This window comes from Acidovorax sp. FHTAMBA (genome assembly GCF_038958875.1).
GTDB lineage: Bacteria > Pseudomonadota > Gammaproteobacteria > Burkholderiales > Burkholderiaceae_C > Acidovorax.
This window is the reverse complement of the sequence record NZ_CP152407.1, coordinates 476,622-499,751: the sequence shown is the minus strand read 5'-3', so window position 1 is coordinate 499,751 and position 23,130 is coordinate 476,622. Positions and strand designations below refer to the sequence as shown.

Genomic DNA, 23,130 nt, shown 5'->3' with positions numbered 1-23,130 from the left:
ACTGCCATGACCAGCACCCGACGCCACTTTGTACAAACCCTCGGCTCGGCCGCGGCCCTCGGGGCGTTCTACCCCCTGACCACATTTGCCCAGGCACTGGACCAGGTCAAGATCATGTATGGCTTTCCCGCCGGCAGCGCAGGCGACAGCGTGGCGCGCCGCGTGGCCGAGAAGCTGGGCGGAACGGCCTACAGCAAGAATCCCGGCTTTGTGGAGAACAAGCCCGGCGCCGGCGGCCGCATTGCGGTGGAAACGCTGAAAAACTCTGCGGCCGATGGCTCGGTGCTGACGCTGGCGCCCGTGTCGGCCCTGGCGGTGTACCCCCACATCTACCCCAAGCTCAGCTACAAGCCGGAGGAAGTCACGCCCGTTTCCATCGGCGCGATCATGCACCACGGCCTGGCGGTGGGGCCTGCCGTGCCCGCTGAAGTGAAAACGCTGGCGGACTTCCTGAAGTGGGCCAAGGCCAACCCCGACAAGGCCATGTACGGCACGCCCGGCGCGGGCACCATGCCCCACCTGCTGGGCGCCCTGCTCGGCATCCGCGCCAATGTGGACCTCAAGCACGTGCCCTACCGTGGCACCGTGCCCAGCATCACCGACCTGGTGGGCGGCCAGATCGCTGCCGCCATGAACCCCAGCGGCGACTACCTGCAGTACATGAAAACCGGCCGCGTGCGCGTGCTGGCCTCGTCGGGCAAGAAGCGTTCGCCCTACCTGCCGGATGTGCCCACCTTCACCGAGCTGGGCTACCCCGATGTGACCTCCGAGGAGTGGTTCGGCTTCTACGCCCCGGCCAAGACCCCGGCCGCCACACTGGCCAGCGCCAACGCAGCCATCACGGCCGCCCTCAAGGACAAGACCGTGATCGATGCGCTGGGCATCGTGGGCCTGGTGGCGCACGGCAGCACCCCGCAGGAAATGCTGGCCGACCAGAAGGCCGAGTTCGAACGCTGGGGTCCGCTGGTCAAGCAGATCGGGTTCACTTCGGAAAGCTGAGGGTCACCCCCCTGAGGCGCTGCGCGCCTTCACCCCCTCTCTCACGCTGGCGCGTGGGAGGGGGGACGCCGCCAGCGCGGCAGGGCGGCCCTTGCGCGGCGGCCCTCGCTTTGGGGCGCGCCGGTATCCACGGACACAGGCGTGGCAGCGCTTTTAACGCGAACCCCATCACCCGTTCGGGCCGAAGGCGAGCGGCCCGCCGACTCAGCTCAAAAATTCAATCAAAACAGCCTCCAGCGCTTATCCATCATGCGCTAGCAGCTATCACATTAAGAGCAATCATGCCCGCACGCCAGTCACTCGCCGACATCCAGTTTTTGCTGAACAACGTGCTGCAGGCCCCCGCGCAGTGGCAGGCGCTGGCGCCGTTTGCCGACACCGATGCCGACCTGGCCGCCCAGGTGCTGGCCGAAGCCGCCAGGTTTGTAGACACTGCCGTGGCCCCGCTGCAGCGCACAGGCGACGAGGTGGGCTGCCGCTTTGACGCAGGCCAGGTGCACACGCCGCCGGGCTTTCGCGATGCCTACCAAGCCTTCTGGCAAGGCGGCTGGCCCGCGCTGGCCTGCGCGCCGGAGGACGGCGGCCAGGGCCTGCCCGCCGTGCTGGAATGCGTGCTGTACGAATGGCTGGCCGGTGCCAACCACGGCTGGACCATGGCGCCCGGCCTGCTGCACGGCGCGTACGAATGCATCAGGCACCACGCCAGCGATGCGCTGAAGGCGCAGTACCTGGAGAAGGTCGCCACCGGCGAATGGCTGGCCACCATGTGCCTCACCGAAGCCCACGCCGGCAGCGACCTGGGCCTGGTGCGCACCCGCGGAGTGCCGCAGCCCGATGGCAGCGCGCGGGTGAACGGCAGCAAGATATTCATCTCCGGCGGTGAGCACGACCTGACGGACAACATCGTCCACCTGGTGCTGGCGCGCCTGCCCGATGCACCGGCGGGGCCCAAGGGCCTGTCGCTATTCCTGGTGCCCAAGATTCTTCAAGATGGAAGCCACAACGCCGTGGTCTGCGAGCGCATCGAAGAAAAGATGGGCCTGCACGGCAGCCCCACCTGCGTAATGCGCTTTGACGACGCCACCGGCTGGCTGGTGGGTGAGGCGAACAAGGGCCTCAACGCCATGTTCGTGATGATGAACGCCGCACGCCTTCACGTGGGCCTGCAAGGCATCGGCCTGCTGGAGGCCGCGTGGCAAAAAGCCAGTGCCTACGCCGCAGAGCGCCGCCAGATGCGCGCCCCCGGCGCCAAGGACACCAGCCTCATTCAAGACCACCCCGCCATCCGCCGCATCCTGCACACGCAGCGCGCCTGGATCGACGGCGGGCGCGTACTGACTTACCACACGGCCCTGCAACTGGACGTGGCCAAGCACCACCCCGACACGGCCGAGCGCGCTGCTGCGCAACGCTGGTGCGCGCTCGCTACGCCCGTGCTCAAGGCCGCGCTCACAACCGAAGGCTTCCACGGCGCCAGCGCCTGCCTGCAGGTGTTTGGCGGCCACGGCTACGTGCGCGAATGGGGCATCGAGCAGATCGTCCGCGACGCGCGCGTGGCCATGATCTACGAGGGCACGAACGAGATCCAGGCCATCGACCTGCTGGTGCGCAAGGTGCTGGCCGATGGCGGCCATGGCCTGGGCGCCCTGCTGGGCAGCCTGCCCGGCGCAGCGCCCAGCCCGGCTGCCAGTGCACGCCGCCATGCGCTGGTGGAGATCACACAGACCCTGGCGATCGCCGCCCAGACCGACCCCGAGCTGCCCTACTGGGTGGCCGACGACTACCTGCGCGCCGTGGCGCTGGTGCTGCTGGAATGGGCCTGGGCCCAGATCAGCGCCGCCCACCGCACCGCGCCCAACACCGCGCCCGACCGCTGGAGCGCACCAGCCCAGGCCTTTGCGCAGTGGGTGCTACCCGAATTCGACCTGCGCACGGGCATCCTGCGCCGGGGCATTGCACAGGCGCTTGAATTTAGAACCAAAGAGGCCGCTAGCGCCTGATGGATCAGCGCGATCAGCTATCTATTCAATAGCAATCATTGCACCCTGTGCACCCACAGCCCGGCAAGCAGGCCAGCTGGCCCACCACACCATCAACGTCGGTGCGTTTGCGCGCCTGTTCCTGGTGCCCGGCATGAACCGCTGTTCCGGCGGCCCCGCCACCGACCAGTTCGACATGCTGGCCCCGCTGGTGGCTTGGGTGGAACAAGGCAAGGTGTCCAACGGCGTAACGGCGAAGGCTCGCAGCGCGAGGGCCAAGGTGGTCAACAGCAAGCTGCCCGCCAGCTAGTCCGCCAACCGCTCCAGGCCGCTGTGCTGTCGCCGCTTTGATTGCAGGCCACCATAGCGCGATACAGGTAGGTAGAAGTCTGATGGTCCGCAGGCTGTCGCAGGAAATCAGCCACCTACTCCGATGCGCCCGGTGTGCGTTCAGCCAGCACTGGCGATCTGCTGGCTTCTTCTTTCGCCTTCTTCCCCTGGTCGTAGTGCCACTTGATGGCGAAGAACATGCCGGTGCCGAACACGGCCACCTTGAACACAATGAAGACTATCGGGACCCAATCCATCTTTGAGATTTTCCTGGCTGTTAGTTGGCACTATCGCGGGTGAAGTGCGCGGCCTCAAAACGCTGCGTCGGCAGCTTCATCGTGTTCAAGCCATCGTCGAATCTCACATCGACACATTGGGCAAATGATCTGAAAACTTGGCGCTATGCTATCGGGCCTGCCGTGCGGGCGTAAGCATCAGTTCTGCCTAAATTTTCCGTAGCAGATGGAGTTCGCTGTGCAGAGCGACTGCCTGCCGATCAGCGCACCAAGGCGAGCATGTCCTTGATGACCACATGCCGAATGGCCCTCAGCAGGTGCGCTTCAGCGCCTCGCGTGGCCGCCGGGGCTTGCCCCATTTGCGGCGAGTTGTCGTGTTCGGCCTCCATGGCCTGGATGACGCTGTCAGCGGCCTGGGCGAGCTTGCCCGCCATGGTATTGATCTCCCGCTCAGCGGTTTTCTTGCCGAGCTTCAGGGCGACGCCTGTTTCGATCAGCCTGGGGCGGGTCACGCCGCTGAAGAAATGGGCCCCCACGATGGGCATGGCCAGCTTTTCGTCAGGCCACACAGCCTGCTCATTGGCCATGGATTTGGTGTGGTACACGGCAGTGCACAGCAGGTCGTAGAAGGGCGCAACGCGCGTGCCCTCGTCGTCGATCAAGAACGAGATGTTTTTGAGGTGGCAGTCGGAGTTGCCAACGAGCGTGTTGAACATGATCCAGCGAAACACGTCCAGGCGCGCAGCGGCCCTGTTGCGGCACAGTTCAATCAGCTGCAGCAGCTTGTCGAAGGTAGCGCTACGGTACTTGGCGTAAGCCATTTCGTTGAGGGACTGACAGCCATCAAGCGCGTGAACACGCTGTATCTCCCCGCCTGATGTCGTCTTACGGTCGAAGCGCTCAATGATGTAAACCGGCTCCGGGACATACAGGCGCGATACCTTCGGCACCTTGAGCCCCAAGGCACCTGCCAGGTGCATCGTAAAAAGCTCATTCACCACGGAATGGGGGAATCCATCGGCGGTGGAGTTGGGCTTGAGGATGTGGGTGGATGGGCTGCCTTTCAGGGGCTCCATCAGCTGGCCGGTGCCCGGGTCAAAAACCACCACCATCTTGTGCTGAGCCCCGGCCAGCGACATGCGCTTGGGGGCCTGGTGGGTGAGGGACGCCCTTGGCAAGTTGCGGATGCGTGCAGACAACGCCTCTCGGGTCAGCTCTACAGCCCCCTGGGGCGCATCGGGGGCTCCCGGCGGCTGCAGCACCAGGGCGCCTGCCGACTCCGACCCCAGCCGCTCCAGCAAGCCAAATGCGTCGGCTGCCTCAACACCCTCTTCTTTGCCGATGACCTCGCGCAGCCGTTCCTCGGGCAACAGGTTGTCGAAAAACCATTGGACAGGCCGCACCGTGGCGCCGTCCAGCAAAACCTCGGGGCCGAGGGGCAGCGCCGGAGACAGCGCGAAGGGCTTGGGCTGCTGCAGCCAGCTTTCAGCGTATTGAAATCCCCACACGTTGTTCTGGTCAAACAGCGAGCCAATCAGCTGACCGTTGATCTGGACTTGCAACTGTCGCTGGCTCATGGGTTGCCGTCCTCTTCTTCGCTCTTACGCTTGATTGCGGCACGCATCAGTTCCTGCGACTGCTGAGCCTGTTGTTCAAAGGCGGTCTTCTTGGCGGCGAGTCGTACGGCGTCGCTTTGCAATCTCTCAAAGGCTTCGTCCGGGATCTCCAGTTCCATGCGGATCCCCAGCTCGGCCAGCACCTGCAGCGCGCGGCCCATCTGCGCCGTCTCTTTGCCGTGCTCCAGGTCGCGCAAGTAAACGTGGCTGACACCCACGCTGCCCGCCACGTCGTCTTGGCGCACACCACCGGCCTTGCGCACAGCGCGCACCACCTGGCCAAAGGCCGCAACGCTTTGAATGGGGATTCTTTTCATAAATCGAAGCTTTGGTTTCGATTTTATGCCGCAGATGGAGTGAATACAAGAAAACGAAATGATCGTTGATATTTTTACCAAATTTCCAGTTACGACTCAAAAATCGAAACATAAGTTTCTATTGCCGCCGGGGCTTGGCATCTTCCGCTCGGGCGCAATTCACTACCCCAGGATCCGAATGTGCACACGCGGGCACAGGCTTATCCGCCTGGGCCACCCGGTCAGAAAGTTGTAGCGGTTGAGACTTGAAGCTCAATCCGTGAAACAGTGACAGTGAGAACTCCGTCTCCCGCCCCAGAAGCTGGGCCGTCGTCACCATGACGAATCCGATGAGCAAAGACACGAGGAACCCCTTCGACAAGGCCTTTGCGATGCGGAGCAGGGTACGGATGAATGGCTTGAAGTTCATGGCTGCAGTCTCTTGTCACGACTTGCGCAGAGCAAACCCTACTGGGGGGCTTTTTAGCTGCGAGGTCTGTCCCAGAGCATTGCGCCGAACGTCAAAAAGTCTTCGCCCTATACCGGTTTGGGATGAGTGGCGTGCTGGGAGCCCCCCATGGGTTTTGACAACATGCCCGAAGACGACTAGGTGTCACGATGCGCATCGCACTGGATGTTCGTGACCGAAGCAATGGTGCTGACAGTCCTCATTCGTTTACAGGCACCGCATGTCCGCGACCAGCCTCAAGCAGCCAAGCAGGTTCGTCGAATTGCGGTACACAACCCCCGCCATAACGAATGGACTCATGCAATCCTGTTCGATGGGCCTATGGTGCGCTGAGTACACAAAGTGCTCGCAGGAGCGATACCAGCAAATAGAAAGGCTTGCAAGGGTGAATCCCCTGCAAGCCTTTGATTTTTCGATGCGTTTCTACCAGGCACTTAACAGCGCCATCACCCCAGCAGGCGACACACCCATGCGCGCCACCGGAGTGTCAAAACGGCAACCCCACATAGTTCTCCGCCAGCGACCCCAGCGCCTTCTCGGACGAGAACAGGTACGCCAGGTCCGTGTCCTGCAGCTTCTGGTCGTACGGGATGGAATCCGGGAAGGTGTGCAGCATGGTCGTCATCCACCAAGAGAAGCGCTGGGCCTTCCACACGCGGGCCAGGGCCTTCTCGGAGTATTTGTCGAGGCCGGTGCTGTCGCCGTTTTGGTAGTGGGCCAGCATGGCGTGGTACAGGTAGTAGATGTCCGACGCGGCACTGTTCAGGCCCCGTGCACCCGTGGGCGGCACGATGTGGGCGGCGTCGCCCGCCAGGAACAGGTTGCCGTAGCGCATGGGCTCAGCCACGAAGGAGCGCAGGGGCGCGATGGACTTTTCGATGGAGGGGCCGGTGGTGAGCTGTGCGGCCACCTCGGCGGGCAGGCGGCGTTTCAGTTCGGCCCAGAAGTCTTCGTCGGACCAGTCTTCCACGTTGTCGGTCAGCGGCACCTGGATGTAGTAGCGGCTCAGCACCTGCGATCGCAGCGAGCACAGCGCAAAGCCGCGTTCGTGCTTGGCGTAGATCAGCTCGGGCGAGACGGGCTTGGTGCGCGAGAGCACGCCCAGCCAGCCGAAGGGGTAGACCTTTTCATACTCTTTGAGCACGTCGCGCGGGATGGACTTGCGGCTCACGCCGTGGAAGCCGTCGGCGCCGATGACGAAGTCGCAGTCGATGCGCACCACTTCGTCGCCGCTGCGGTAGGTGACAAACGGGTTGGCGCTTTTGAGGTCGTGCGGCTGCGCGTCTTCGGCGTTGTGGATGACGATGCCCTTCATGCGGTCGCGCGCTTCGTACAGGTCGCGCGTCAGCTCGGTCTGGCCGTAGACCACCACCGAGCTGCCGCCGCTGTACTTGTGCAAATCGACCCGGTCCATCTTGCCGTCGTGGGCGATGATGAAGCCGTCGTGGATCTCGCCTTCGCGGTCCATGCGTTCGCCGCACTGGGCTTCGCGCATGAGGGCGGCAAAGCCGTGCTCCAGCACGCCGGCACGGATGCGGCCCAGCACGTATTCACGGCTTTGGCGCTCCAGCACGATGGTTTCAATGCCCTTGAGGTGCAAGAGCTGCGAGAGCATGAGGCCCGAGGGGCCTCCGCCGATGATGCAAACCTGGGTTTTCATGGATGTCTCCGGGGGATGGTGGTTCATGACATTGATCAAAACAGCCCCGCAAAGATACGTGGCACAGTCGCCGTCTTGAATGGACGGATGGAGCCAGAACATGCACTTTTCGAACATCGACGGCATTCGCTCGTACAGCCTGTTTGGCGAGTCGCAGCACCTGCCCGATGTGCTGCACTGCGAGACGATTGCCGAGCGATCGGCGCTGCACGACTGGGAGCTGGCGCCGCACCGGCACACGCGGTTGCACCAGGTACTGCTGATCACCGCGGGCGGCGGTGTTGCGCATCTGGATGGCGAGCGGCATGTGCTGCGCCCCGGCATGCTCATCAACGTACCGCAGGGGCATGTGCATGCGTTCCGCTTCACGCAGCACACCGAGGGCTGGGTGGCCACGCTGGCCGACGAGCTGATGGACGAGATTTTTGTGCGCGTGGGCGATGTGCGGCGCGACCTGGCGCGGCCTGCCGTGGCGCCTGCGCCGCCGGAGCTGCACCAGGCCATGGCCCAGGTCTGGCAGGAGTTCTCGGGCCGGGCCAAGGCGCGTGCGCTGGTGCTGCGCGGCCTGAGCGCCACGCTGCTGGGCTGGGTGGCCCGCGCGATGGAAGAGCACAGCCCGGGCGACGCGGCAGCGCCAGAGTCCAGCCTGGTGCAGCGGCTGGAGGCGCTGATCGAAGCGCATTTTCTGGAGCACTGGCAGGTGGCGGACTACGCGCGGGCGCTGGCCGTGTCGCCCACGCACCTGAGCCGCGTGGCGCGGGCCGCCACAGGCGCATCGGCCCAGCGGCTGATCGAAGCGCGGCTGATGCGGGAGGCGCGGCGCAACCTGGCTTACACGCACCTTGGCGTGGCCACCATTGCCTACACGCTGGGCTATGCCGACCCGGCGTACTTCACCCGCGCCTTCACGCGCGACGCAGGCTTGTCGCCCCGCAGCTTTCGCGCGCAGGTTGCGGCATCGAGCCCGGGCCGCAGCGCATGAGCCCGATGACACGCTGCTGACACTGCGCTGTCAGCAGGCCGCCGCGACCATCAAGGCTTCTTTATTGACTTGGCACACACAAGGAGCTTTTGCATGAAAAACGCCATCACCTGGTTTGAAATCCCCACCCCCCAGCTGGACCGCGCCCAGTCTTTTTATGGAGCCGTGCTGGGCCAGCCCCTGCACCGCGAGAACATGGGGCTCAGTGAAGGTGCCGTGTTTCCCTACGACGGCGCTGCAGACGGCGTGGGCGGCGCGTTGATGATGGGCCCGACGGCGCAGCAGGTATCGGGCAGCGGCACACTGGTGTACCTGGACGCTTCGCCCTCGCTCGACGCCGCACTGGAGCGCGCCGTAGCCCATGGCGGCCAGGTCGCACTGCCCCGCCAGGCATTGCCACCGGGCATGGGGTTTTTTGCGCACATCCATGACCTGGATGGCAACCGCGTGGGTCTGCACGCACTTTCTTGAAGAAGGGACAAGGCATGGAAACACAGGAACTGCACCGGGGCCGCCTGATTGACCACATACAGCTCGTGGTGCGCGATCTGGCGGCCAGCCAGGCGTTTTACACAGCCGCGCTGGGGGCGCTGAAGGTGCCGATGGGTGGCGCCGACGAGGGCTATTTCTGGGCGGACGAGCTGTTTGTGTCGTCGGCCGACAGCCCTGCCGCGCAAGGCCACCTGACCGGCCGCACGCACTTGGCTTTTCAAGCCCAGGACCGGGCGATGGTGGACGCCTTCTACCAGGCCGCACTGGCCCACGGCGGCACTGACAACGGCGCGCCCGGCGAGCGAAGAGCCTGTTCAAAGTCTTTTTGGAGTCGCACAAGTACCTTGCCGGGATGGAATGCAAGGCGCGGTGCGCCGCCGATAGCCCGTGCTATCGGCAAGCGCCGCAACGCCGCAGACCGCCCGGCAAGGCACTTGCCCGAAGGGTTGGAGTGAAATCGGGCGATTGGACGCCCCGGCTGCTTGCATGGGCACGAGCCCATACAGCGCACCCGAAGCATCCTCTCATCCCGATTGCACTCCAATGCGATCTCCAAAAAGACTTTGAACAGGCTCTTGCCACCCCGACTACTACGCGGCGTTTGTGCTGGACCCGGATGGGAACAACATCGAGGCCGTGTACCACGGCGAGGCGCAGCGCAGCGCCCCGTCGGTGAAGATCACGTTCTGACGGGCCGGGCAAGGCGGCCGCAACGCCGCCGCCAAGCGCCTCAGCACACCGCCATGAGGGAATCGACCACCCTGCGTTGGGCTGCGCTCAGCGCGGCATAGCCCTCGCGCAGCAAGCGCAGCACGATCAAATGGATATCCGTTTCGCTCTGGGACATGGTGTTCTCCTTGCGGGATGGCTGGGGCCAGGCTTTGGCTGCAAGGCCGCAGCGCGCGGGCCTCGTCCCCCGTGGAAAAAGCCCCCTGCCACTGTGCCGACGTGGCGCGGGTGCAATGCGGCGATGTGCGGGGCAATGGTGGTGCTTTTTGGGGGCGCTGCTTTGGCGCGGTGTTCAGGTGCGTGCCGCCTCTGACCGCAGGTGCCTGTGCAGCGTGCTGAACACACACTGCACGCCGCAACTCCTGTTTTGATAGCTGCTAGCGCATACCCATCAAGCGCTAGAGACCAAAAACACCATAAATTCCTCAGGACATCAGCCCCGCATGCACGGGCAAAGAAGGTTTAGCGTCAGACGCTGAGATAGGCCCTGCGTATCTCTTCATTGGCCGACAGCTCGACCATACTGGCCTGGTAGCGGATCTGGCCCCGCTCCAGCACATAGGCTCGGTCGGACACCAGCTCGGCAAAGTGCATGTTCTGCTCAGAGAGCAGGATGCTCACGCCCTGCTCCTTGAGCTCCAGGATCATGTGCGCCATCTGCTCCACGATCACCGGGGCCACGCCTTCGGAGGGCTCGTCGAGCAGCACCAGAAACGGGTTGCCCATGAGCGTGCGGGCCACGGTGAGCATCTGCTGCTCGCCGCCACTCATGCGGCCACCGGGGCGCTCCCGCATCTCGCCCAGGTTGGGGAAGAGCTTGAACAGGCGCTCGGGCGTCCACACCGGCGCGGCCGTGCCGTCGGGCCAGTGGCGGGCGGGCTGGCGACCCACCTCCAGGTTCTCCATCACCGTGAGGTCGGTGAACACGCGGCGGTCTTCGGGCACAAAGCCCAGGCCCAGGCGCGCGGCGTCGTGCGGGTCGGTTCTGGAAAGGTCTTTGCCCATGAACTGGATGCTGCCCTTGCGCTTGGACAGCAGGCCCATCAGCGCCTTGAGCGTGGTGGACTTGCCCGCGCCGTTGCGGCCCATCAGGGCCACGACCTCGCCGCGGCGCACGTCGAGATGAACGTCAAACAGGATTTGCGCCGCGCCGTACCAGGCCTGCAGCGCTTTGGCCTGCAGCAGCAAGGGTTGGGGTTCGTTGGTTGTCGTCGTCATGCTCATGCGGCCTGTGGGGCAGCGGCTGCCGTTTTCTTCTCGAAGGTCTTGCCGGTGCCGAAGTACACCTCCTGCACCTTGGGGTGGTCGCGCAGCCCCAGCGGCTTGCCCTCGGCAATCAGGCGCCCGCGCGCCAGCACGATCATGCGGTCGGCATAGGCAAACACCACGTCCATGCTGTGTTCGGTAAACAGCACGGCCATGTTGCGGTCGATCACCAGCTGCTTGGTCAGCGCCATGAGCTCGTGGCGCTCCTGGGGCGCCATGCCGGCGGTGGGCTCGTCCATGAGCAGCAGCTTAGGGCTGTTGGCCATGGCGATGGCCAGCTCCACGCGCTTCACATCGCCATAGGCCAGCACGCTGCAGGGGCGGTCGGCCTGCGACTTCATACCCACCTGGTCGAGCAGCGCCAGGGCTTCGTCGCGCTTGTGGTCTGCCGCCTTGCGCCACATCGCAAACAGGCGGTTGTCGTGGGAGATCAGCGCCATCTGCACGTTCTCCACCACTGTGAGCGATGCAAAGGTTTCGGCGATCTGAAAGGTGCGGCCCACGCCCATGCGCCAGATGTCGCGCGGTTTGCGGCCCACCAGCTCCTGGCCATTGAGCTGGATGGAGCCTGCATCGGCAGGCAGCTGGCCGTTGACCATGTTGAAGGTGGTGGACTTGCCCGCGCCGTTGGGGCCGATCAGCGCCAGCAGCTCGCCGGCAGCCAGCTCGAAGTGGATGCCATCCACCGCCTTGACGCCGCCAAAGGATTTGCCCAGGCCAGAGACTTTGAGCAGGCTCATGCCTTGCCCTCCTTCATGTTCTTCGCTGCGCGCCTGTTGTCAAAGAGCTGCTGGATGCCGCCTGCAATGCCCTGCGGGAACAGCAGCACCAGGATCAGGATGATGGCGCCCAGCATGGCGCGCCAGTAGTCGGTGTTGCGCGCCACGGTGTCGTGCAGCCAGGTGAAGGTGACGGCACCCAACACCGGGCCCGCCAGCGTCTGGATGCCGCCCAGCAGCACCATGACGAGGCCATCGACCGAACGGCTCACGTGCAGCGTCTCGGGCGAGATGCTGCCTTTGGAGAACGCGAACAGCGCACCGCCCAGGCCCGCAAACAGCCCGGCAATCACAAAGGCAGCCCACTGCATGCGCTTGACGTCAATGCCGATCGCATCGGCGCGCAGCACCGAGTCCCGCCCTGCCCGCAGCGCATAACCAAATGGCGAGAACAATACGCGGCGCAACAACAGCACACCGCCCACCACCAGGGCCAGCGTGAGGTAGTAGTAGTTGCGCTTGTCTGACAGCCATTCGGCCGGCCACACGCCCGTGAGGCCATTGCTGCCGCCCGTAAAGCCGTCCCACTGGTAGCAGATGGCCCAGGTGATCTGGGCAAACGCCAGCGTCAGCATGGCCAGGTAGACGCCCGACAGGCGCACGCAGAACCAGCCATAGAGCAGCGCGCCCGCCGCCGCCGCCAGCGGCGCCAGCACCAGCGCCAGCTCCATGGGGATGTCGGCCGAGCGCACCAGCAGCGCCGCGGCATAGGCGCCCAGGCCAAAGTAGGCCGCATGGCCGAACGAATGCATGCCCGCCGGGCCCATGATGAAGTGCAGGCTGGCCGCAAACAGCGCGGCGATCAGCAGGTCGATCATCAGCACCGTGAGGTAGGGCGATCCCGGGGTCAGCAACGGCAACAGCACCAGCACCGCCACCAACGCCGCGCCACCCAGCTTGAACCAGCGCTCGGGCTGGCGCAGGGGCGCCTCGGGCAGGCCGGTGTTGCGGCTCACGCCCTGCGGCTTGCCCATGAGGCCCCAGGGGCGCCAGACCAGCACCACGGCCATCACCAGAAACTCCACCACCAGCGTGAGCTTGGAGAACGACACGCTGAACCCGAAGATGTCCACCACGCCCAGCCAGATGCAGATGGCCTTGATTTCGGCGATCAACAGGGCCGCGACATAGGCGCCCGGAATGGAGCCCATGCCGCCCACCACGACCACCACAAACGCGGCGCCGATGGTGTTGAGGTCCATCTCCAGCGTGGCGGGCTCGCGCGGCAGCTGCAACGCACCGCCCAGGCCCGCCAGCAGCGCGCCCAGCGCAAACACCGCCGTGAACAGCCAGGCCTGGTTCACGCCCAGGGCGCTGACCATTTCGCGGTCTTGCGTGGCGGCGCGCACCAGTGTGCCCCAGCGCGTGCGGGTGAGCAGCAGCCACAACAGGCCCAGCACCACCGGGCCCACCACGATGAGGAACAGGTCATACGAGGGAAACTGGCGCCCCAGGATGCTGACCGAGCCCGAGAGGCCCGGTGCGCGCGGGCCCAGCAGTTCCTCGGGCCCCCAGATCCAGAGGGCCGCGTCCTTGATGACCAGCACAAGCGCAAATGTGGCCAGCAGCTGGAACAGCTCGGGCGCCTTGTAGATGCGGCGCAGCAGCACCACCTCCACCACTGCCCCCAGCGCGCCCACGGCCACGGCCGACAGCAGCAGCGCTGGCCAGAAGCCCAGGCCCGTGCCCAGTTGGGCCACCAGCGAATAGGCCACATAGATGCCCACCATGAAGAACGAGCCGTGGGCAAAATTCACGATGCGCGTCACCCCGAAGATCAGCGACAACCCGGCCCCCACCAGGAACAGCGAGGAGGCCCCCGCCAGACCGTTGAGCAGCTGAACGACAAAACCCGAAAAACCCATCTCAGTCTCCGCGGCGCAACCTGCGCACCGCCCATAGCCCATGAAACCGGCGCGGCCACAACGAGGGCTGCGTCCCCCTTCCCACACGCAGCGCGAGAGAAGGGGGAAGACGCGAAGCGTCTCAGGCGGATGTCACTCGGCCGCGCGCATTTTTTTGACTTCGTCGTTCGACGGTTGGACCTTCGCGCCATCGATGTAGCGGTAATTCACCATCACGCCCTTGCCACCCTCGTTTCTGGTGCGGCCCACATAACCGCCCATGGTGGACTGGTTGTCTTCGGGCCTGTACACGATGGGGCCAAACGGCGTGGACACCTGCAGGCCCTTGAACGCGGCCACCAGCTTTTCGGTGTCGGTGGAGCCCGCCTTCTTCATGCCTTCGGCCAGCGACTTGATGGCGCTGTACCCCACGACGGAGCCCAGGCGCGGGTAGTCCTTGAACCTGGCCTGGTAGGCGGTGTAGAAGGTCTTGTGCTCGGGCGTCTGGATGCCATACCAGGGGTAGCCGGTAACAATCCAGCCGTTGGGCGCTTCGTCCTTGAGCGGGTCCATGTATTCGGGCTCTCCGGTCAGCAGGCTGACCACCTCACGGCCCTGGAACAGGCCACGCGTGTTGCCCTCGCGCACGAATTTGGACAGGTCGGCACCGAACAGCACGTTGAAGATCGCGTCGGGCCTGGCGTCGGCCAGGGCCTGCACCACGCTGCCGGAATCGACCTTGCCCAGGGGCGGCGCCTGCTCGGTCACAAATTCCACATCGGGCTGGGCCGCCTTGAGCAGCTGCTTGAACGTGGCCACGGCCGACTGGCCGTATTCGTAGTTGGGGTACACCAGCGCCCAGCGCTTCTTCTTGAGGGCCACGGCCTCGGGCACCACCATCGACACCTGCATGTAGGTGGAGGGGCGCAGGCGGTAGGTGTAGCGGTTGCCGTTTTGCCAGACGATCTTGTCCGTCAGCGGCTCGCTGGCGAGGAAGAAAAATTTCTTCTGGCGGGCAAAGTCCGTGAGCGCCAGCCCGATGTGCGACAGGAACGACCCCGTGAGCACATCGACCTTTTCGCGCGACACCAGCTCTTCGGCGGCGCGCACGGCGTCGCCCGGGTTGGCGTTGTCGTCGCGGATGACGAGCCGGACCTTCTTGCCCAGCAGCCCGCCCGAGGCATTGATTTCCTCCACCGCCAGCTCCATGCCTTTCTTGTAGGGCTCCAGAAAGGCTGGCTGCGCCTTGTAGCTGTTGATTTCGCCGATCTTGATCACGCCCTGGGCGTGCACTGGCACAAGAAAAGCCAGCATCGTGGCTGCAGTGGCGGACTGCAGCAGGCGGGGTCGTCGCAGCATCATGCGCAAGCTCCAGAAAAGAGGGTTGACGCGATGGTAGGGCACACCGGGGCGGCCCGCAGGATTTGTGCAAGGCGGCCTGCAATCGCCAAATAACGGCAGGTTATGGAAGATGCGGAACAATACGGGGTTGCGCCGTCCACCGGCGGCCATCCCCCTTGCCTTGCGCCCGCACGCGCAGCGCCCGGGCGCGGCTGCCCCTGCCAGCCCTTTTCCATTGTTCATTTTTTGCCCGATCCAAGCACCATGAGCGCCTTTCTCGATGAACGCGTCCTGACTGTCCACCACTGGACGGACCGCCTTTTTTCCTTCACCACCACGCGCGACACCGCGCTGCGCTTCTCCAACGGGCATTTCACGATGATCGGCCTGCGCGGCGAGAACGGCAAACCCCTGCTGCGCGCCTACAGCATCGTGAGCCCCAACTACGAGGAGCACCTGGAGTTCCTCTCCATCAAGGTGCCCGATGGCCCGCTGACCTCGCGCCTGCAGCACATCCAGGTGGGCGACACCATTGTGGTGGGCAAGAAGCCCACCGGCACCCTGTTGATCGATTACCTGTTGCCTGCCAAGCGCCTGTACATGCTGTCCACCGGCACGGGCCTGGCCCCGTTCCTGAGCGTGATCCGCGATCCCGAGACCTACGAGCGGTTTGAAGAGGTGGTGCTGGTGCATGGCGTGCGCGAAGTGAAGGAACTGGCGTACCACGACTACATCACGCAGGAACTGCCAAAGCACGAGTTCCTGGGCGAGATGGTCACCAAGCAGCTCAAGTACTACCCCACCGTGACGCGCGAGCCCTTCAAGCACCAGGGGCGTGTCACCACGATCATCGAGAACGGCCAGCTGGCCCGCGACCTGGGCCTGCCCGCGCTCAACCCGGCCGAAGACCGCGTGATGATCTGCGGCAGCCCCGAGATGCTGCGCGACCTCAAGCACATGATGGAAGAGCGCGGTTTCAAGGAAGGCAACACCACGAAGCCGGGCGACTTCGTGATTGAACGCGCTTTTGCCGAGCAGTGATCTCCCGGCGGCACCGCCGTCGCCTGCATACAGCGGTGTCAACGGGCTTGGCCGCTATGGAGCCACCGGCGGGCGCTGCCGCACCGTGGCCGGTGCGCCCAGCTCCTCCTGAAAGGCCCGTGCACAGCTGGCAGAAAACAGCAGCACGGCCGACGAGAAGTAGATCCACATCAGCAGCACCACCAGCGAGCCCGCCGCGCCATAGGCCGATACCACGGCCGCTGTAGACAGGTACCAGGCCAACAGCTGCTTGCCCACGGTGAACAGCGTGGCGCCCACCACGGCGCCGGCCATGATGCAGCGCGAGGGTGGCTTGGCACCGACGCCAATGCGCATGAGGCCCACAAACAGTGCCACGGCAAAGCCGAAGGCCACCACTTCGTTGACCAGCTGCATGACGGGTGCCAGGGGCGCCATCGACAGGCGCGTTCCCGCCCAGCCCGCCAGCAGGTTGATCAGGGTGGACATCGCCAGCGACACCATCAGCAAAAAACCCAGCGCCAGCACATAGCCCAGCCCGCGCAGGCGCAGCGATGCCATGCGCCACCAGGCGGCCCGCTGGGGTGGTGGCTCATCGCCCCGCCACAGCTGCGCCAGCGCCGACTGCAGTTCCACAAACACCCCGGTGGCGCCCGACACCAGCACCACAAAACCCACCACCGAGGCCAGTCGCCCTTCGGCGGGCGCCTGCGCACTGGCCATGGCCTGGCGCACCACGTCGGCCACCTGCTGGCCCATGACGGCCTGCACCTGGGCAATGAGGTTGCTTTCGAGGTAGCTGCGGTCCATCCACCAGCCCATCACCCCCACCAAAAGCAGCAGCAGGGGCGCCAGACTGAGCATGCCGTAGAACGACATGGCAGCACTCATGCGCAGCCCGTCGGCATCCAGCCAGAGCGTGGTGGCGCGCCAGAAGGGCTGCAGCAGCTTCCACACGGGTTGCACAAGCTGCACGGCGCGTTTTTTCAACGAGTGTTCGGACATGCGCACAGACTACGGTGCGGGTGCTGCCGCGTCCACCCTCCATCCGCTGCAATGCGGGTAGGCGTGCTCCCACAGGCGCATGGCCCGTCTTTCCGTTGCCGGCGCCTGTTGCGCCTGTTGCGCCTGTTGCGCCTGTTGCGCCTGTTGCGCCTGTTGCGCCTGTTGCGCCTGTTGCGCCTGTTGCGCCTGTTGCACAGGTGACGACCACCACCCCGGCCACGCTGCTACGCTGATGTGTTTTCAAAACACCTCCGAGACCACCCATGCAGCCCCACGCCTTTGCCCGCCTGCGCACCGCGCTCCAGTCCCACGTTGACCAAGGCCTGCTGCCCGGCGCGGTGGCGCTGGTGCACCACCAGGGCCATACCGTGCTGCACGAAGCCGTGGGGGCCCAGCGGCCCGGGGCAGGCGCGCCCGCCATGGCGCCCGATACCGTGTTCCGCATCTATTCCATGACCAAACCGGTGGCCTCGCTCGCGGCCCTGATGCTCATGGAAGAAGGCCGCCTGCTGCTGTCTCACCCCGTAGCGCACTACCTGCCCGCATTTGCCAACCAAAGGGTGTATGACGAAGCCACCGGCACGACTCGCCCCGCAACGCGCGAAGCCACGGTGCACGACCTGCTGCGCCACACCGCCGGGCTGAGCTACGCGTGGGAGGCGGGCACCGTGCCCGACCAGTACCGGGCGGCGCGCGTGGGCTCGCGGCGCCACGGCAATGCCGAACTGGTGGCCGCACTGGGCCCGCTGCCACTGGTGCACACGCCCGGCAGCCGCTGGGAATACAGCCGCGCCACCGATGTGCTGGGTGCCGTGCTGGAGGTCATCGAGGGCGAGAGCCTGGGCGCAATCCTGAAGCGCCGCATCCTGGAACCCCTGGGCATGCACAACACCGGGTTCGTGGTGCCGCCCCAGCGCCTGCCCGACCTGGCCGAGCCGTTTGCGCGCGATCCGCAGACCGGTGCCGAGGTGGCGCTGATCGATGTCTCTGCGGCGCCAAAATTTGAATCCGCGGGCGGCGGGCTGGTGTCTACTGCGGGGGACTACGCGCGCTTTTTGCAGCTCATGCTGGGCCGGGGCACGCTGCGCGAAGCGGACGGCCGCGCCATCCGCCTGGTCAGCCGCGCCACTGTGGATTTCATGACCGCCGACCACCTGGGCAGCATCCCCACGGCGGGCGACATCCTGCCCGCGGGCTACGGCTTTGGGCTGGGCGTGGCGGTGCGCGAGGCCACCGGCCTGGCCACCAGCCCCGGATCGGCAGGCACCTACAGCTGGAGCGGGCTGGGCGGCACCTTCTTTTTCGTCGATCCCGCCCAGGACCTCTTCGCCATCCTGCTCACCCAGGCGCCCGGCCAGTTGCGCATGCTGTGCGAGCTGTACCCGGCGCTGGTCTACGCCGCGCTGTGACCGCCTGGGCGCGGCACCGCCCTTACACTGGGCAGCGCGCGGCGGATGCAGGCACGCACACACTGGCCCACACCCCACGCGCCGCACGTACACAGGACAACATCTATGCAGATTCGCTGCGCTCTGGTCGGCATGCCCGGCTCGGGCAAATCCACCATCGGGCGACAGCTGGCCCACCGGGCGGGCGTCCCCTTCATCGACCTGGACCACCTGCTGGAAGAGTCCATCGGCACCAGCATCCGCAGCTTTTTTGAGACCGAGGGCGAGGCCCGCTTTCGCGACCTGGAGTCCGAGGCCCTGGCCGAAGTGGCGGCGCAGCCGGGCGGCATGGTCCTGTCCACCGGCGGCGGCGCTGTGCTGCGCCCCGAGAACCGCGAGGTCCTGCGCCAGTTTGGCAATGTGCTGTACCTGCGTGCCGCCCCTGAAGAGATCTACCGGCGCGTCAAGCACGACCGCACACGCCCGCTGTTGCAGGGCGGCAACCCCCTGGAGAAGCTGCGCGAGCTCTACGCCGTGCGTGACAGCCTCTACCGTGAAACCGCGCACTACATCATCGAAACCGGACGCCCTACCGTGCACACGCTGGTCAACATGATCATGATGCAGCTGGAGATGGCGGCAGGGGCCCAGGGGTGAGCGCAGCGCGCTGGCGCCGCCAGGGCCTCCTCGCGGCACTGCTGGCAGGCGGCGCCTGCGCGGCCGTGCAGGCCCAGGTGCCTGTGCCGCAGGGTGGCGGCAATGCACCCGGCGCCCTCACTCCGGCCCTGGCCACCGTCGAAGTGATCGATAGCGCCCAGGCACAGCGCCAGTTTGACAGCGCCGCCAGCCACACCAGCGTGGCGGTGGAGGGGTTTGCGGCCACCACACCGCTGGTGCACCTGTCAGAACTGCTGGCCGGGCAGGCGGGTGTGGTGGCGCAAGACCGTGGCAACTACGCGCAAGACCTTCAGATTGCCGTGCGGGGCTTTGGTGCGCGTTCCACCTTTGGCGTGCGTGGGGTGCGTGTGCTGGTGGACGGCATCCCTGCCAGCATGCCCGACGGCCAGGGCCAGGCCGCCACGGCCCACCTGCCCTCGGCCGCACTGGTCGAGGTGCTGCGCGGGCCGCTGGCGCAGCTGTATGGCAATGCTGCCGGGGGCGTGGTGCAGGTCACCACGCGCGACCCTCAGCCCGGCGGTGCGGCGCAAGCTGGCGTGGCACGGGGATCCTATGGCCTGCGACTGGTCGATGCGTCGCTGGACGTGGGCGACCAGGCTCTGGGCGGGCTGGTGAGCGTCTCACACCTGGAGACGGACGGCTGGCGCGACCACAGCGCGGCGCGGCGCACCCACTTCAACGGCAAGCTGGTGGCACGCCCCGATGGGCGCACCCGCATCACCGCCTTGCTCAACCTGTACGCCCAGCCGCTGGCGCAAGACCCGCTGGGGCTCGATCTGCTGCAGTTCCAGAGCGCGCCACGGCAGGTGGCCGCCGTGGCCACCGCCTTCGATACCCGCAAGGCGGTGGCGCAAAACCAGCTGGGTGTGGTGCTGGAGCGCCAGCTCAACCCTACCGACAGCGTACAGCTGCGCGCCTACGGCGGCACCCGCCAGCTGACGCAGTACCTGTCTTTCAGCGGGACAGGCGCCACCAGCGCGGGCGGCGTGGTGGACCTCGACCGGGGCTACCACGGTGTCGGCCTGGCGTGGACCCGTGCGCTGCGCACGGATTCGGGCCTGCCGCTGACCTGGACGGTGGGCCTGGAGGCGAACCGGATGTCCGAACGCCGCCAGGGCTTCGTGAACCAGGGTGGCACCCGGGGCGACCTGCGGCGCAACGAACGCGACAGCGCCGCCAACACCGATCTGCACGCCCAGCTCGACGCGTGGATCACACCGCGCTGGCGCGCCGTGGCGGGCGTGCGGGCGAGCCAGGTGCGCGTGCAGGTGAACGACCGCTTCATCACCCCCGCCAACCCCGACGACAGCGGCGCACGCACCTGGCGCCACACCAGCCCGGCCGCAGGGCTGGTGTGGAGCGCCACCGACACGCTCAACCTCTACGCCAACGTCGGCCGGGGTTTCGAGACGCCGACGCTTGCCGAAATGGCCTACAGCCGCAGCAACACCGGGCCCAACTTCGGCCTCTCTGCCGCCCGCAGCCGCCAGTGGGAGGTGGGCGCCAAGTGGCGCGGCCAGAACCAGCAACTGGATCTGGCATGGTTTGATACCCGCAGCCAGGGCGAGATCGTGCCGGTGGAGACCGTCAGTGGCCGCTCGGTCTTTCAAAACGTGGACAACGTGCGCCGCCGTGGCCTGGAGCTGGCATGGCGCGCCAGCATGGGCGCCTGGACGCACCGGGCCAGCTACACCTACCTGGACGCCTACTTTGGCAACCCCTTTGCCGGTGCGGGCGGTGCGGCTGTGGCTGCGGGCAACCGGCTGCCGGGCACGGCGCGGCACACGGCGCTGCTGTCGGCGGACTACGCGGCCACCGCGCGCTGGCAGCTGGGCGGCACGCTGCATCTTGCGGCCGCGGTGTTTGCCAACGACACCAACACCGCCTCGGCCCCCGGCTACGCCGTGGCGGGCCTGCACACCGGCTACCAACTGGGCAGCGCGGCGCCGGGCAGCACGCGCTGGCAGGTCTGGGCCCGGGTGGACAACCTGTTCAACCGCCGCTACGCGGGCACGCTGATCGTGAACGACGGCAACGGCCGATTCTTTGAGCCGGCTGCAGGCCGGCGGCTGATGGTGGGGGTTCGGGCGCAGTTTCTTTGAGGGGGTGTCTCCAGGCTCAGCCCGACGGTTAGAGGGGTGTTGCGGGAGATTTCCGAGGAAAGTCCGTCATGCAGTCCAAATTGGCATCTAGCGCTTATTCCACAAGCGCGAACAGCTATCATTTTTGCAAAATCGCAGCAAGATTTGGCTGAACGCGACCCCATGATCCGTGTCGGGCTGAGCGTGTCGAAGCCAGGGTGCTCCCGGGGGTGCTGATCAACCGAACGCCCGGCCCAAACGCTGGGCTGCGTCCAGCAGGCCGTTAAAAATCGGCTCTGCCACTTCCATAGGAAACCCCTGGGGCAACTGCGTTTGCACCAACTGCACCGCCGCGGGGGTGTGTTGCACGGCTTTTTCGATGAGGTCGTCCACGCCAAAACCCCTGGGGGAGACGATGCCGTAGCGGGCGCCCACGGCCTGCCAGTGGCGCAGCAAAATCTTGTTCACCTGCCAGTGCGCGTTTTTGGAGCGCACCGCCATGGCCATGCGTGCGCGGTGCGCTGAAAGCTTTCCTGGGGCTTCCCCCAGCATGGGGTAGACGGAGAGCACGTCGTACAACGGTGCCATCTCAAACGCTCCCTGCGGACGCAAAAAAAGGCTGAAATTTTTGGCGTGCCCGTCGGTGGCACTCAGCATCCAGAACAACAACTGCGCCATAAAAAATCGGTAGCGGTCCCGTTCGCGCTCCGCAGACCCGTCGAGCAGCGCCATGATGCGGTCCACGCCAGGCCCGCCATCGGCCTCGTATTTGAGCACCGGCGAGGTCCCTGTGGCCTGGCACATGTCTTCTTGCGGCAAACGCAGCAGTTGCTCGCCTTGTCCCCAACGCCGGTCGAAGCGCTCCACGCCCAGAATTTTCTGGTCTTCGAACTGCAGCATCTCGCAGTGCGCCACGGGCAACCCAAAGGCCGCCACCAGCTGGGCGCAGAGCCATTCGTTTTCGACCGAGTGGCGCATGTCCAGCAGCAGGTTGCCGATGACACCCATGGGCAGCTTGAAGATATGGGTGGTGGGCGTTGCGCCCAGCGGTCGGCACCAGCGGCCTTGCCAAAAGGTCAGCGCCGTTTTCTCTTGTGCGCCCGCGATGGAGATACGGAAGTCGTCTCGCACCTCTCTGTCGCCATAGGCGGCGGGTTGCACGGTAGAACGAATCACCTGCGCCACCTGGGCATCGCTCAACGGCTCAGCCTGAACGCGCAGGTCGGTGGGCGGTGTACCGCCTGTCGGGACGATCTGCAGCGCGCCCACGCAGTCGCGGCCAATTTCGCGCAACAGCGTGTAGGCGTCGGTAGACCCCACTTGGTAGCGGCGCGCAACGCGCTCGCGGATGTCTTTGCTGTCGGGCAGCAAGTTCTCAAAATAGAAGCGGACCACATCACCTTTGTGGGGTCGATTGCCCGGCGTAAAAGGCAGCGAGAGCGACAACGGCCTGCGCAGCGGCGATGCCACCCATTCGCTGTCGTACTGCAAGACATCACCACCGGACTCAAGGCTCCAGGTGCCCACGAAGTGGCCATTCATCCACAACCCGAGGGACTTGCTGCTGCGTACGGGCGTGTTCATGACTTACCAGTCTGCGGAGCTGCCTGACGTGGGTGCGGTGGGGTCTGATGGGGGGCCCGATGCAGCGCCAGGCTTTGCACGCAGCACCCACTCCACCCCCAGGATGTTCATCAGCTTCATGAGCCGCGCGGCACTCACCGTCTCGGCGTTGCGCTCCAGCGCTGAAACCGTCTGCTGGGTAACGCCCAGGCGCATGGCCACATCAGCCTGCGTGAGGTGGGCCGCCTTGCGAAAAGCCTTGAGCAACTGGGGCAGTTGCTCGGTGGTGCGAACGGTGAAGTCTTCCATGGGCGCGGCGGGTTGGACTTGCGCAAATTGAACCTCGCCAAGTCCTTATGGCTGGAGGCACGCACTAT

Annotated in this window: 21 protein-coding genes and 2 pseudogenes; 11 read left to right on the top strand and 12 right to left on the bottom strand. The window is 65.6% G+C overall.

All coding sequences use genetic code 11. The annotated features are described in order from the left end of the window. The first annotated feature begins 6 nt into the window (after nucleotides 1-6). The 3 genes and pseudogenes from AAFF19_RS02270 to AAFF19_RS02260 all read left to right on the top strand — a co-directional run. Complete coding sequence (locus tag AAFF19_RS02270) at nucleotides 7-999, top strand: tripartite tricarboxylate transporter substrate-binding protein (protein ID WP_342721192.1); 993 nt, start codon at nucleotides 7-9, stop codon at nucleotides 997-999. A gap of 281 nt (nucleotides 1,000-1,280) precedes the next feature. Next, on the top strand, nucleotides 1,281-2,999 hold the full coding sequence (locus AAFF19_RS02265; protein ID WP_342721191.1) for an acyl-CoA dehydrogenase family protein: 1,719 nt from the start codon (nucleotides 1,281-1,283) through the stop codon (nucleotides 2,997-2,999). A 106-nt stretch (nucleotides 3,000-3,105) separates the two neighbouring features. Further along, nucleotides 3,106-3,285 (top strand): annotated as a pseudogene (locus AAFF19_RS02260) (tannase/feruloyl esterase family alpha/beta hydrolase); the annotation flags it as partial. A gap of 118 nt (nucleotides 3,286-3,403) precedes the next feature. On the opposite strand, the gene AAFF19_RS02255 reads toward AAFF19_RS02260, so the two are convergent. From AAFF19_RS02255 to pobA, 5 genes are all read right to left on the bottom strand, one after another. Continuing rightward, nucleotides 3,404-3,565: a hypothetical protein gene (locus tag AAFF19_RS02255; protein WP_342721190.1), complete on the bottom strand. Its 162-nt coding sequence runs from the start codon at nucleotides 3,563-3,565 to the stop codon at nucleotides 3,404-3,406. A gap of 239 nt (nucleotides 3,566-3,804) precedes the next feature. Beyond that, the gene (locus AAFF19_RS02250; protein WP_008903689.1) at nucleotides 3,805-5,121 is read right to left on the bottom strand and encodes a HipA domain-containing protein; all 1,317 of its coding nucleotides are present in this window, start codon (nucleotides 5,119-5,121) and stop codon (nucleotides 3,805-3,807) included. Beyond that, complete coding sequence (locus AAFF19_RS02245) at nucleotides 5,118-5,477, bottom strand: helix-turn-helix domain-containing protein (RefSeq protein WP_008903690.1); 360 nt, start codon at nucleotides 5,475-5,477, stop codon at nucleotides 5,118-5,120. The genes AAFF19_RS02250 and AAFF19_RS02245 overlap by 4 nt, the downstream gene beginning before the upstream one ends. A 118-nt stretch (nucleotides 5,478-5,595) precedes the next feature. Then, on the bottom strand, nucleotides 5,596-5,886 hold the full coding sequence (locus AAFF19_RS02240; protein WP_342721189.1) for a hypothetical protein: 291 nt from the start codon (nucleotides 5,884-5,886) through the stop codon (nucleotides 5,596-5,598). Between the two features lie 526 nt (nucleotides 5,887-6,412). Further along, nucleotides 6,413-7,585 carry a 4-hydroxybenzoate 3-monooxygenase gene (gene pobA, locus AAFF19_RS02235; protein WP_342721188.1) on the bottom strand — a complete coding sequence of 391 codons (1,173 nt, stop codon included), beginning with the start codon at nucleotides 7,583-7,585 and terminating at the stop codon, nucleotides 6,413-6,415. A 100-nt stretch (nucleotides 7,586-7,685) separates the two neighbouring features. Between pobA and AAFF19_RS02230 the strand changes: the two genes are divergently transcribed. From AAFF19_RS02230 to AAFF19_RS02215, 4 genes and pseudogenes are all read left to right on the top strand, one after another. Then, a complete protein-coding gene (locus AAFF19_RS02230; RefSeq protein ID WP_342721187.1) occupies nucleotides 7,686-8,567 on the top strand; it encodes a helix-turn-helix domain-containing protein in 882 nt (293 codons plus the stop codon). Nucleotides 8,568-8,660: 93 nt separating this feature from the next. Continuing rightward, nucleotides 8,661-9,038 (top strand): VOC family protein, encoded by a 378-nt coding sequence (locus AAFF19_RS02225; protein WP_342721186.1) that lies wholly within the window; start codon nucleotides 8,661-8,663, stop codon nucleotides 9,036-9,038. Nucleotides 9,039-9,052: 14 nt separating this feature from the next. Continuing rightward, nucleotides 9,053-9,514, top strand: a complete 462-nt coding sequence (locus AAFF19_RS02220) for a VOC family protein (protein WP_342721185.1) — start codon at nucleotides 9,053-9,055, stop codon at nucleotides 9,512-9,514. Nucleotides 9,515-9,638: 124 nt separating this feature from the next. Beyond that, nucleotides 9,639-9,749, top strand: a pseudogene (locus AAFF19_RS02215) (glyoxalase); the annotation flags it as partial. 507 nt (nucleotides 9,750-10,256) lie between these two features. Here AAFF19_RS02215 and AAFF19_RS02210 read toward each other — a convergent pair. From AAFF19_RS02210 to AAFF19_RS02195, 4 genes are all read right to left on the bottom strand, one after another. After that, the gene (locus tag AAFF19_RS02210; protein ID WP_342721184.1) at nucleotides 10,257-11,006 is read right to left on the bottom strand and encodes an ABC transporter ATP-binding protein; all 750 of its coding nucleotides are present in this window, start codon (nucleotides 11,004-11,006) and stop codon (nucleotides 10,257-10,259) included. 2 nt (nucleotides 11,007-11,008) lie between these two features. Beyond that, nucleotides 11,009-11,794, bottom strand: coding sequence for an ABC transporter ATP-binding protein (locus tag AAFF19_RS02205; RefSeq protein WP_342721183.1), 786 nt, complete (start codon nucleotides 11,792-11,794; stop codon nucleotides 11,009-11,011). After that, a complete protein-coding gene (locus tag AAFF19_RS02200) occupies nucleotides 11,791-13,698 on the bottom strand; it encodes an ABC transporter permease (protein ID WP_342721182.1) in 1,908 nt (635 codons plus the stop codon). Before AAFF19_RS02200 ends, AAFF19_RS02205 begins: the two co-directional genes overlap by 4 nt. Nucleotides 13,699-13,830: 132 nt before the next feature. Beyond that, nucleotides 13,831-15,036: an ABC transporter substrate-binding protein gene (locus tag AAFF19_RS02195; RefSeq protein ID WP_342721815.1), complete on the bottom strand. Its 1,206-nt coding sequence runs from the start codon at nucleotides 15,034-15,036 to the stop codon at nucleotides 13,831-13,833. A gap of 246 nt (nucleotides 15,037-15,282) precedes the next feature. On the opposite strand from AAFF19_RS02195, the gene AAFF19_RS02190 reads away from it, so the two are divergent. Beyond that, nucleotides 15,283-16,059: a ferredoxin--NADP reductase gene (locus AAFF19_RS02190; RefSeq protein WP_008903702.1), complete on the top strand. Its 777-nt coding sequence runs from the start codon at nucleotides 15,283-15,285 to the stop codon at nucleotides 16,057-16,059. A 54-nt stretch (nucleotides 16,060-16,113) separates the two neighbouring features. On the opposite strand, the gene AAFF19_RS02185 is transcribed toward AAFF19_RS02190, so the two are convergent. Then, nucleotides 16,114-17,043 (bottom strand): YihY/virulence factor BrkB family protein, encoded by a 930-nt coding sequence (locus AAFF19_RS02185; protein WP_342721181.1) that lies wholly within the window; start codon nucleotides 17,041-17,043, stop codon nucleotides 16,114-16,116. A gap of 263 nt (nucleotides 17,044-17,306) precedes the next feature. Between AAFF19_RS02185 and AAFF19_RS02180 the strand changes: the two genes are divergently transcribed. The 3 genes from AAFF19_RS02180 to AAFF19_RS02170 all read left to right on the top strand — a co-directional run bounded on the left by AAFF19_RS02180 (nucleotide 17,307) and on the right by AAFF19_RS02170 (nucleotide 21,211). Further along, nucleotides 17,307-18,452, top strand: coding sequence for a serine hydrolase domain-containing protein (locus tag AAFF19_RS02180; protein WP_342721180.1), 1,146 nt, complete (start codon nucleotides 17,307-17,309; stop codon nucleotides 18,450-18,452). Between the two features lie 105 nt (nucleotides 18,453-18,557). Next, nucleotides 18,558-19,088, top strand: a complete 531-nt coding sequence (locus AAFF19_RS02175; RefSeq protein ID WP_182119289.1) for a shikimate kinase — start codon at nucleotides 18,558-18,560, stop codon at nucleotides 19,086-19,088. Further along, nucleotides 19,085-21,211: a TonB-dependent receptor gene (locus AAFF19_RS02170; RefSeq protein WP_342721179.1), complete on the top strand. Its 2,127-nt coding sequence runs from the start codon at nucleotides 19,085-19,087 to the stop codon at nucleotides 21,209-21,211. The genes AAFF19_RS02175 and AAFF19_RS02170 overlap by 4 nt, the downstream gene beginning before the upstream one ends. A 216-nt stretch (nucleotides 21,212-21,427) precedes the next feature. Here AAFF19_RS02170 and AAFF19_RS02165 read toward each other — a convergent pair whose 3' ends face one another. Next, nucleotides 21,428-22,774, bottom strand: coding sequence for a type II toxin-antitoxin system HipA family toxin (locus AAFF19_RS02165; protein WP_237707200.1), 1,347 nt, complete (start codon nucleotides 22,772-22,774; stop codon nucleotides 21,428-21,430). 3 nt (nucleotides 22,775-22,777) lie between these two features. Then, nucleotides 22,778-23,062: a helix-turn-helix transcriptional regulator gene (locus AAFF19_RS02160; protein ID WP_008903708.1), complete on the bottom strand. Its 285-nt coding sequence runs from the start codon at nucleotides 23,060-23,062 to the stop codon at nucleotides 22,778-22,780. Between the last annotated feature and the right edge of the window lie 68 nt (nucleotides 23,063-23,130).

What these genes read in the sequence shown, in the direction of transcription:
- AAFF19_RS02270 (WP_342721192.1), top strand. Translation starts at nt 7, where the DNA reads ATGACCAGCACCCGACGCCACTTTGTACAAACCCTCGGCTCGGCCGCG.
- AAFF19_RS02265 (WP_342721191.1), top strand. Translation starts at nt 1,281, where the DNA reads ATGCCCGCACGCCAGTCACTCGCCGACATCCAGTTTTTGCTGAACAAC.
- AAFF19_RS02255 (WP_342721190.1), bottom strand. Translation starts at nt 3,565, where the DNA reads ATGGATTGGGTCCCGATAGTCTTCATTGTGTTCAAGGTGGCCGTGTTC.
- AAFF19_RS02250 (WP_008903689.1), bottom strand. Translation starts at nt 5,121, where the DNA reads ATGAGCCAGCGACAGTTGCAAGTCCAGATCAACGGTCAGCTGATTGGC.
- AAFF19_RS02245 (WP_008903690.1), bottom strand. Translation starts at nt 5,477, where the DNA reads ATGAAAAGAATCCCCATTCAAAGCGTTGCGGCCTTTGGCCAGGTGGTG.
- AAFF19_RS02240 (WP_342721189.1), bottom strand. Translation starts at nt 5,886, where the DNA reads ATGAACTTCAAGCCATTCATCCGTACCCTGCTCCGCATCGCAAAGGCC.
- pobA (WP_342721188.1), bottom strand. Translation starts at nt 7,585, where the DNA reads ATGAAAACCCAGGTTTGCATCATCGGCGGAGGCCCCTCGGGCCTCATG.
- AAFF19_RS02230 (WP_342721187.1), top strand. Translation starts at nt 7,686, where the DNA reads ATGCACTTTTCGAACATCGACGGCATTCGCTCGTACAGCCTGTTTGGC.
- AAFF19_RS02225 (WP_342721186.1), top strand. Translation starts at nt 8,661, where the DNA reads ATGAAAAACGCCATCACCTGGTTTGAAATCCCCACCCCCCAGCTGGAC.
- AAFF19_RS02220 (WP_342721185.1), top strand. Translation starts at nt 9,053, where the DNA reads ATGGAAACACAGGAACTGCACCGGGGCCGCCTGATTGACCACATACAG.
- AAFF19_RS02210 (WP_342721184.1), bottom strand. Translation starts at nt 11,006, where the DNA reads ATGACGACGACAACCAACGAACCCCAACCCTTGCTGCTGCAGGCCAAA.
- AAFF19_RS02205 (WP_342721183.1), bottom strand. Translation starts at nt 11,794, where the DNA reads ATGAGCCTGCTCAAAGTCTCTGGCCTGGGCAAATCCTTTGGCGGCGTC.
- AAFF19_RS02200 (WP_342721182.1), bottom strand. Translation starts at nt 13,698, where the DNA reads ATGGGTTTTTCGGGTTTTGTCGTTCAGCTGCTCAACGGTCTGGCGGGG.
- AAFF19_RS02195 (WP_342721815.1), bottom strand. Translation starts at nt 15,036, where the DNA reads ATGCTGCGACGACCCCGCCTGCTGCAGTCCGCCACTGCAGCCACGATG.
- AAFF19_RS02190 (WP_008903702.1), top strand. Translation starts at nt 15,283, where the DNA reads ATGAGCGCCTTTCTCGATGAACGCGTCCTGACTGTCCACCACTGGACG.
- AAFF19_RS02185 (WP_342721181.1), bottom strand. Translation starts at nt 17,043, where the DNA reads ATGTCCGAACACTCGTTGAAAAAACGCGCCGTGCAGCTTGTGCAACCC.
- AAFF19_RS02180 (WP_342721180.1), top strand. Translation starts at nt 17,307, where the DNA reads ATGCAGCCCCACGCCTTTGCCCGCCTGCGCACCGCGCTCCAGTCCCAC.
- AAFF19_RS02175 (WP_182119289.1), top strand. Translation starts at nt 18,558, where the DNA reads ATGCAGATTCGCTGCGCTCTGGTCGGCATGCCCGGCTCGGGCAAATCC.
- AAFF19_RS02165 (WP_237707200.1), bottom strand. Translation starts at nt 22,774, where the DNA reads ATGAACACGCCCGTACGCAGCAGCAAGTCCCTCGGGTTGTGGATGAAT.
- AAFF19_RS02160 (WP_008903708.1), bottom strand. Translation starts at nt 23,062, where the DNA reads ATGGAAGACTTCACCGTTCGCACCACCGAGCAACTGCCCCAGTTGCTC.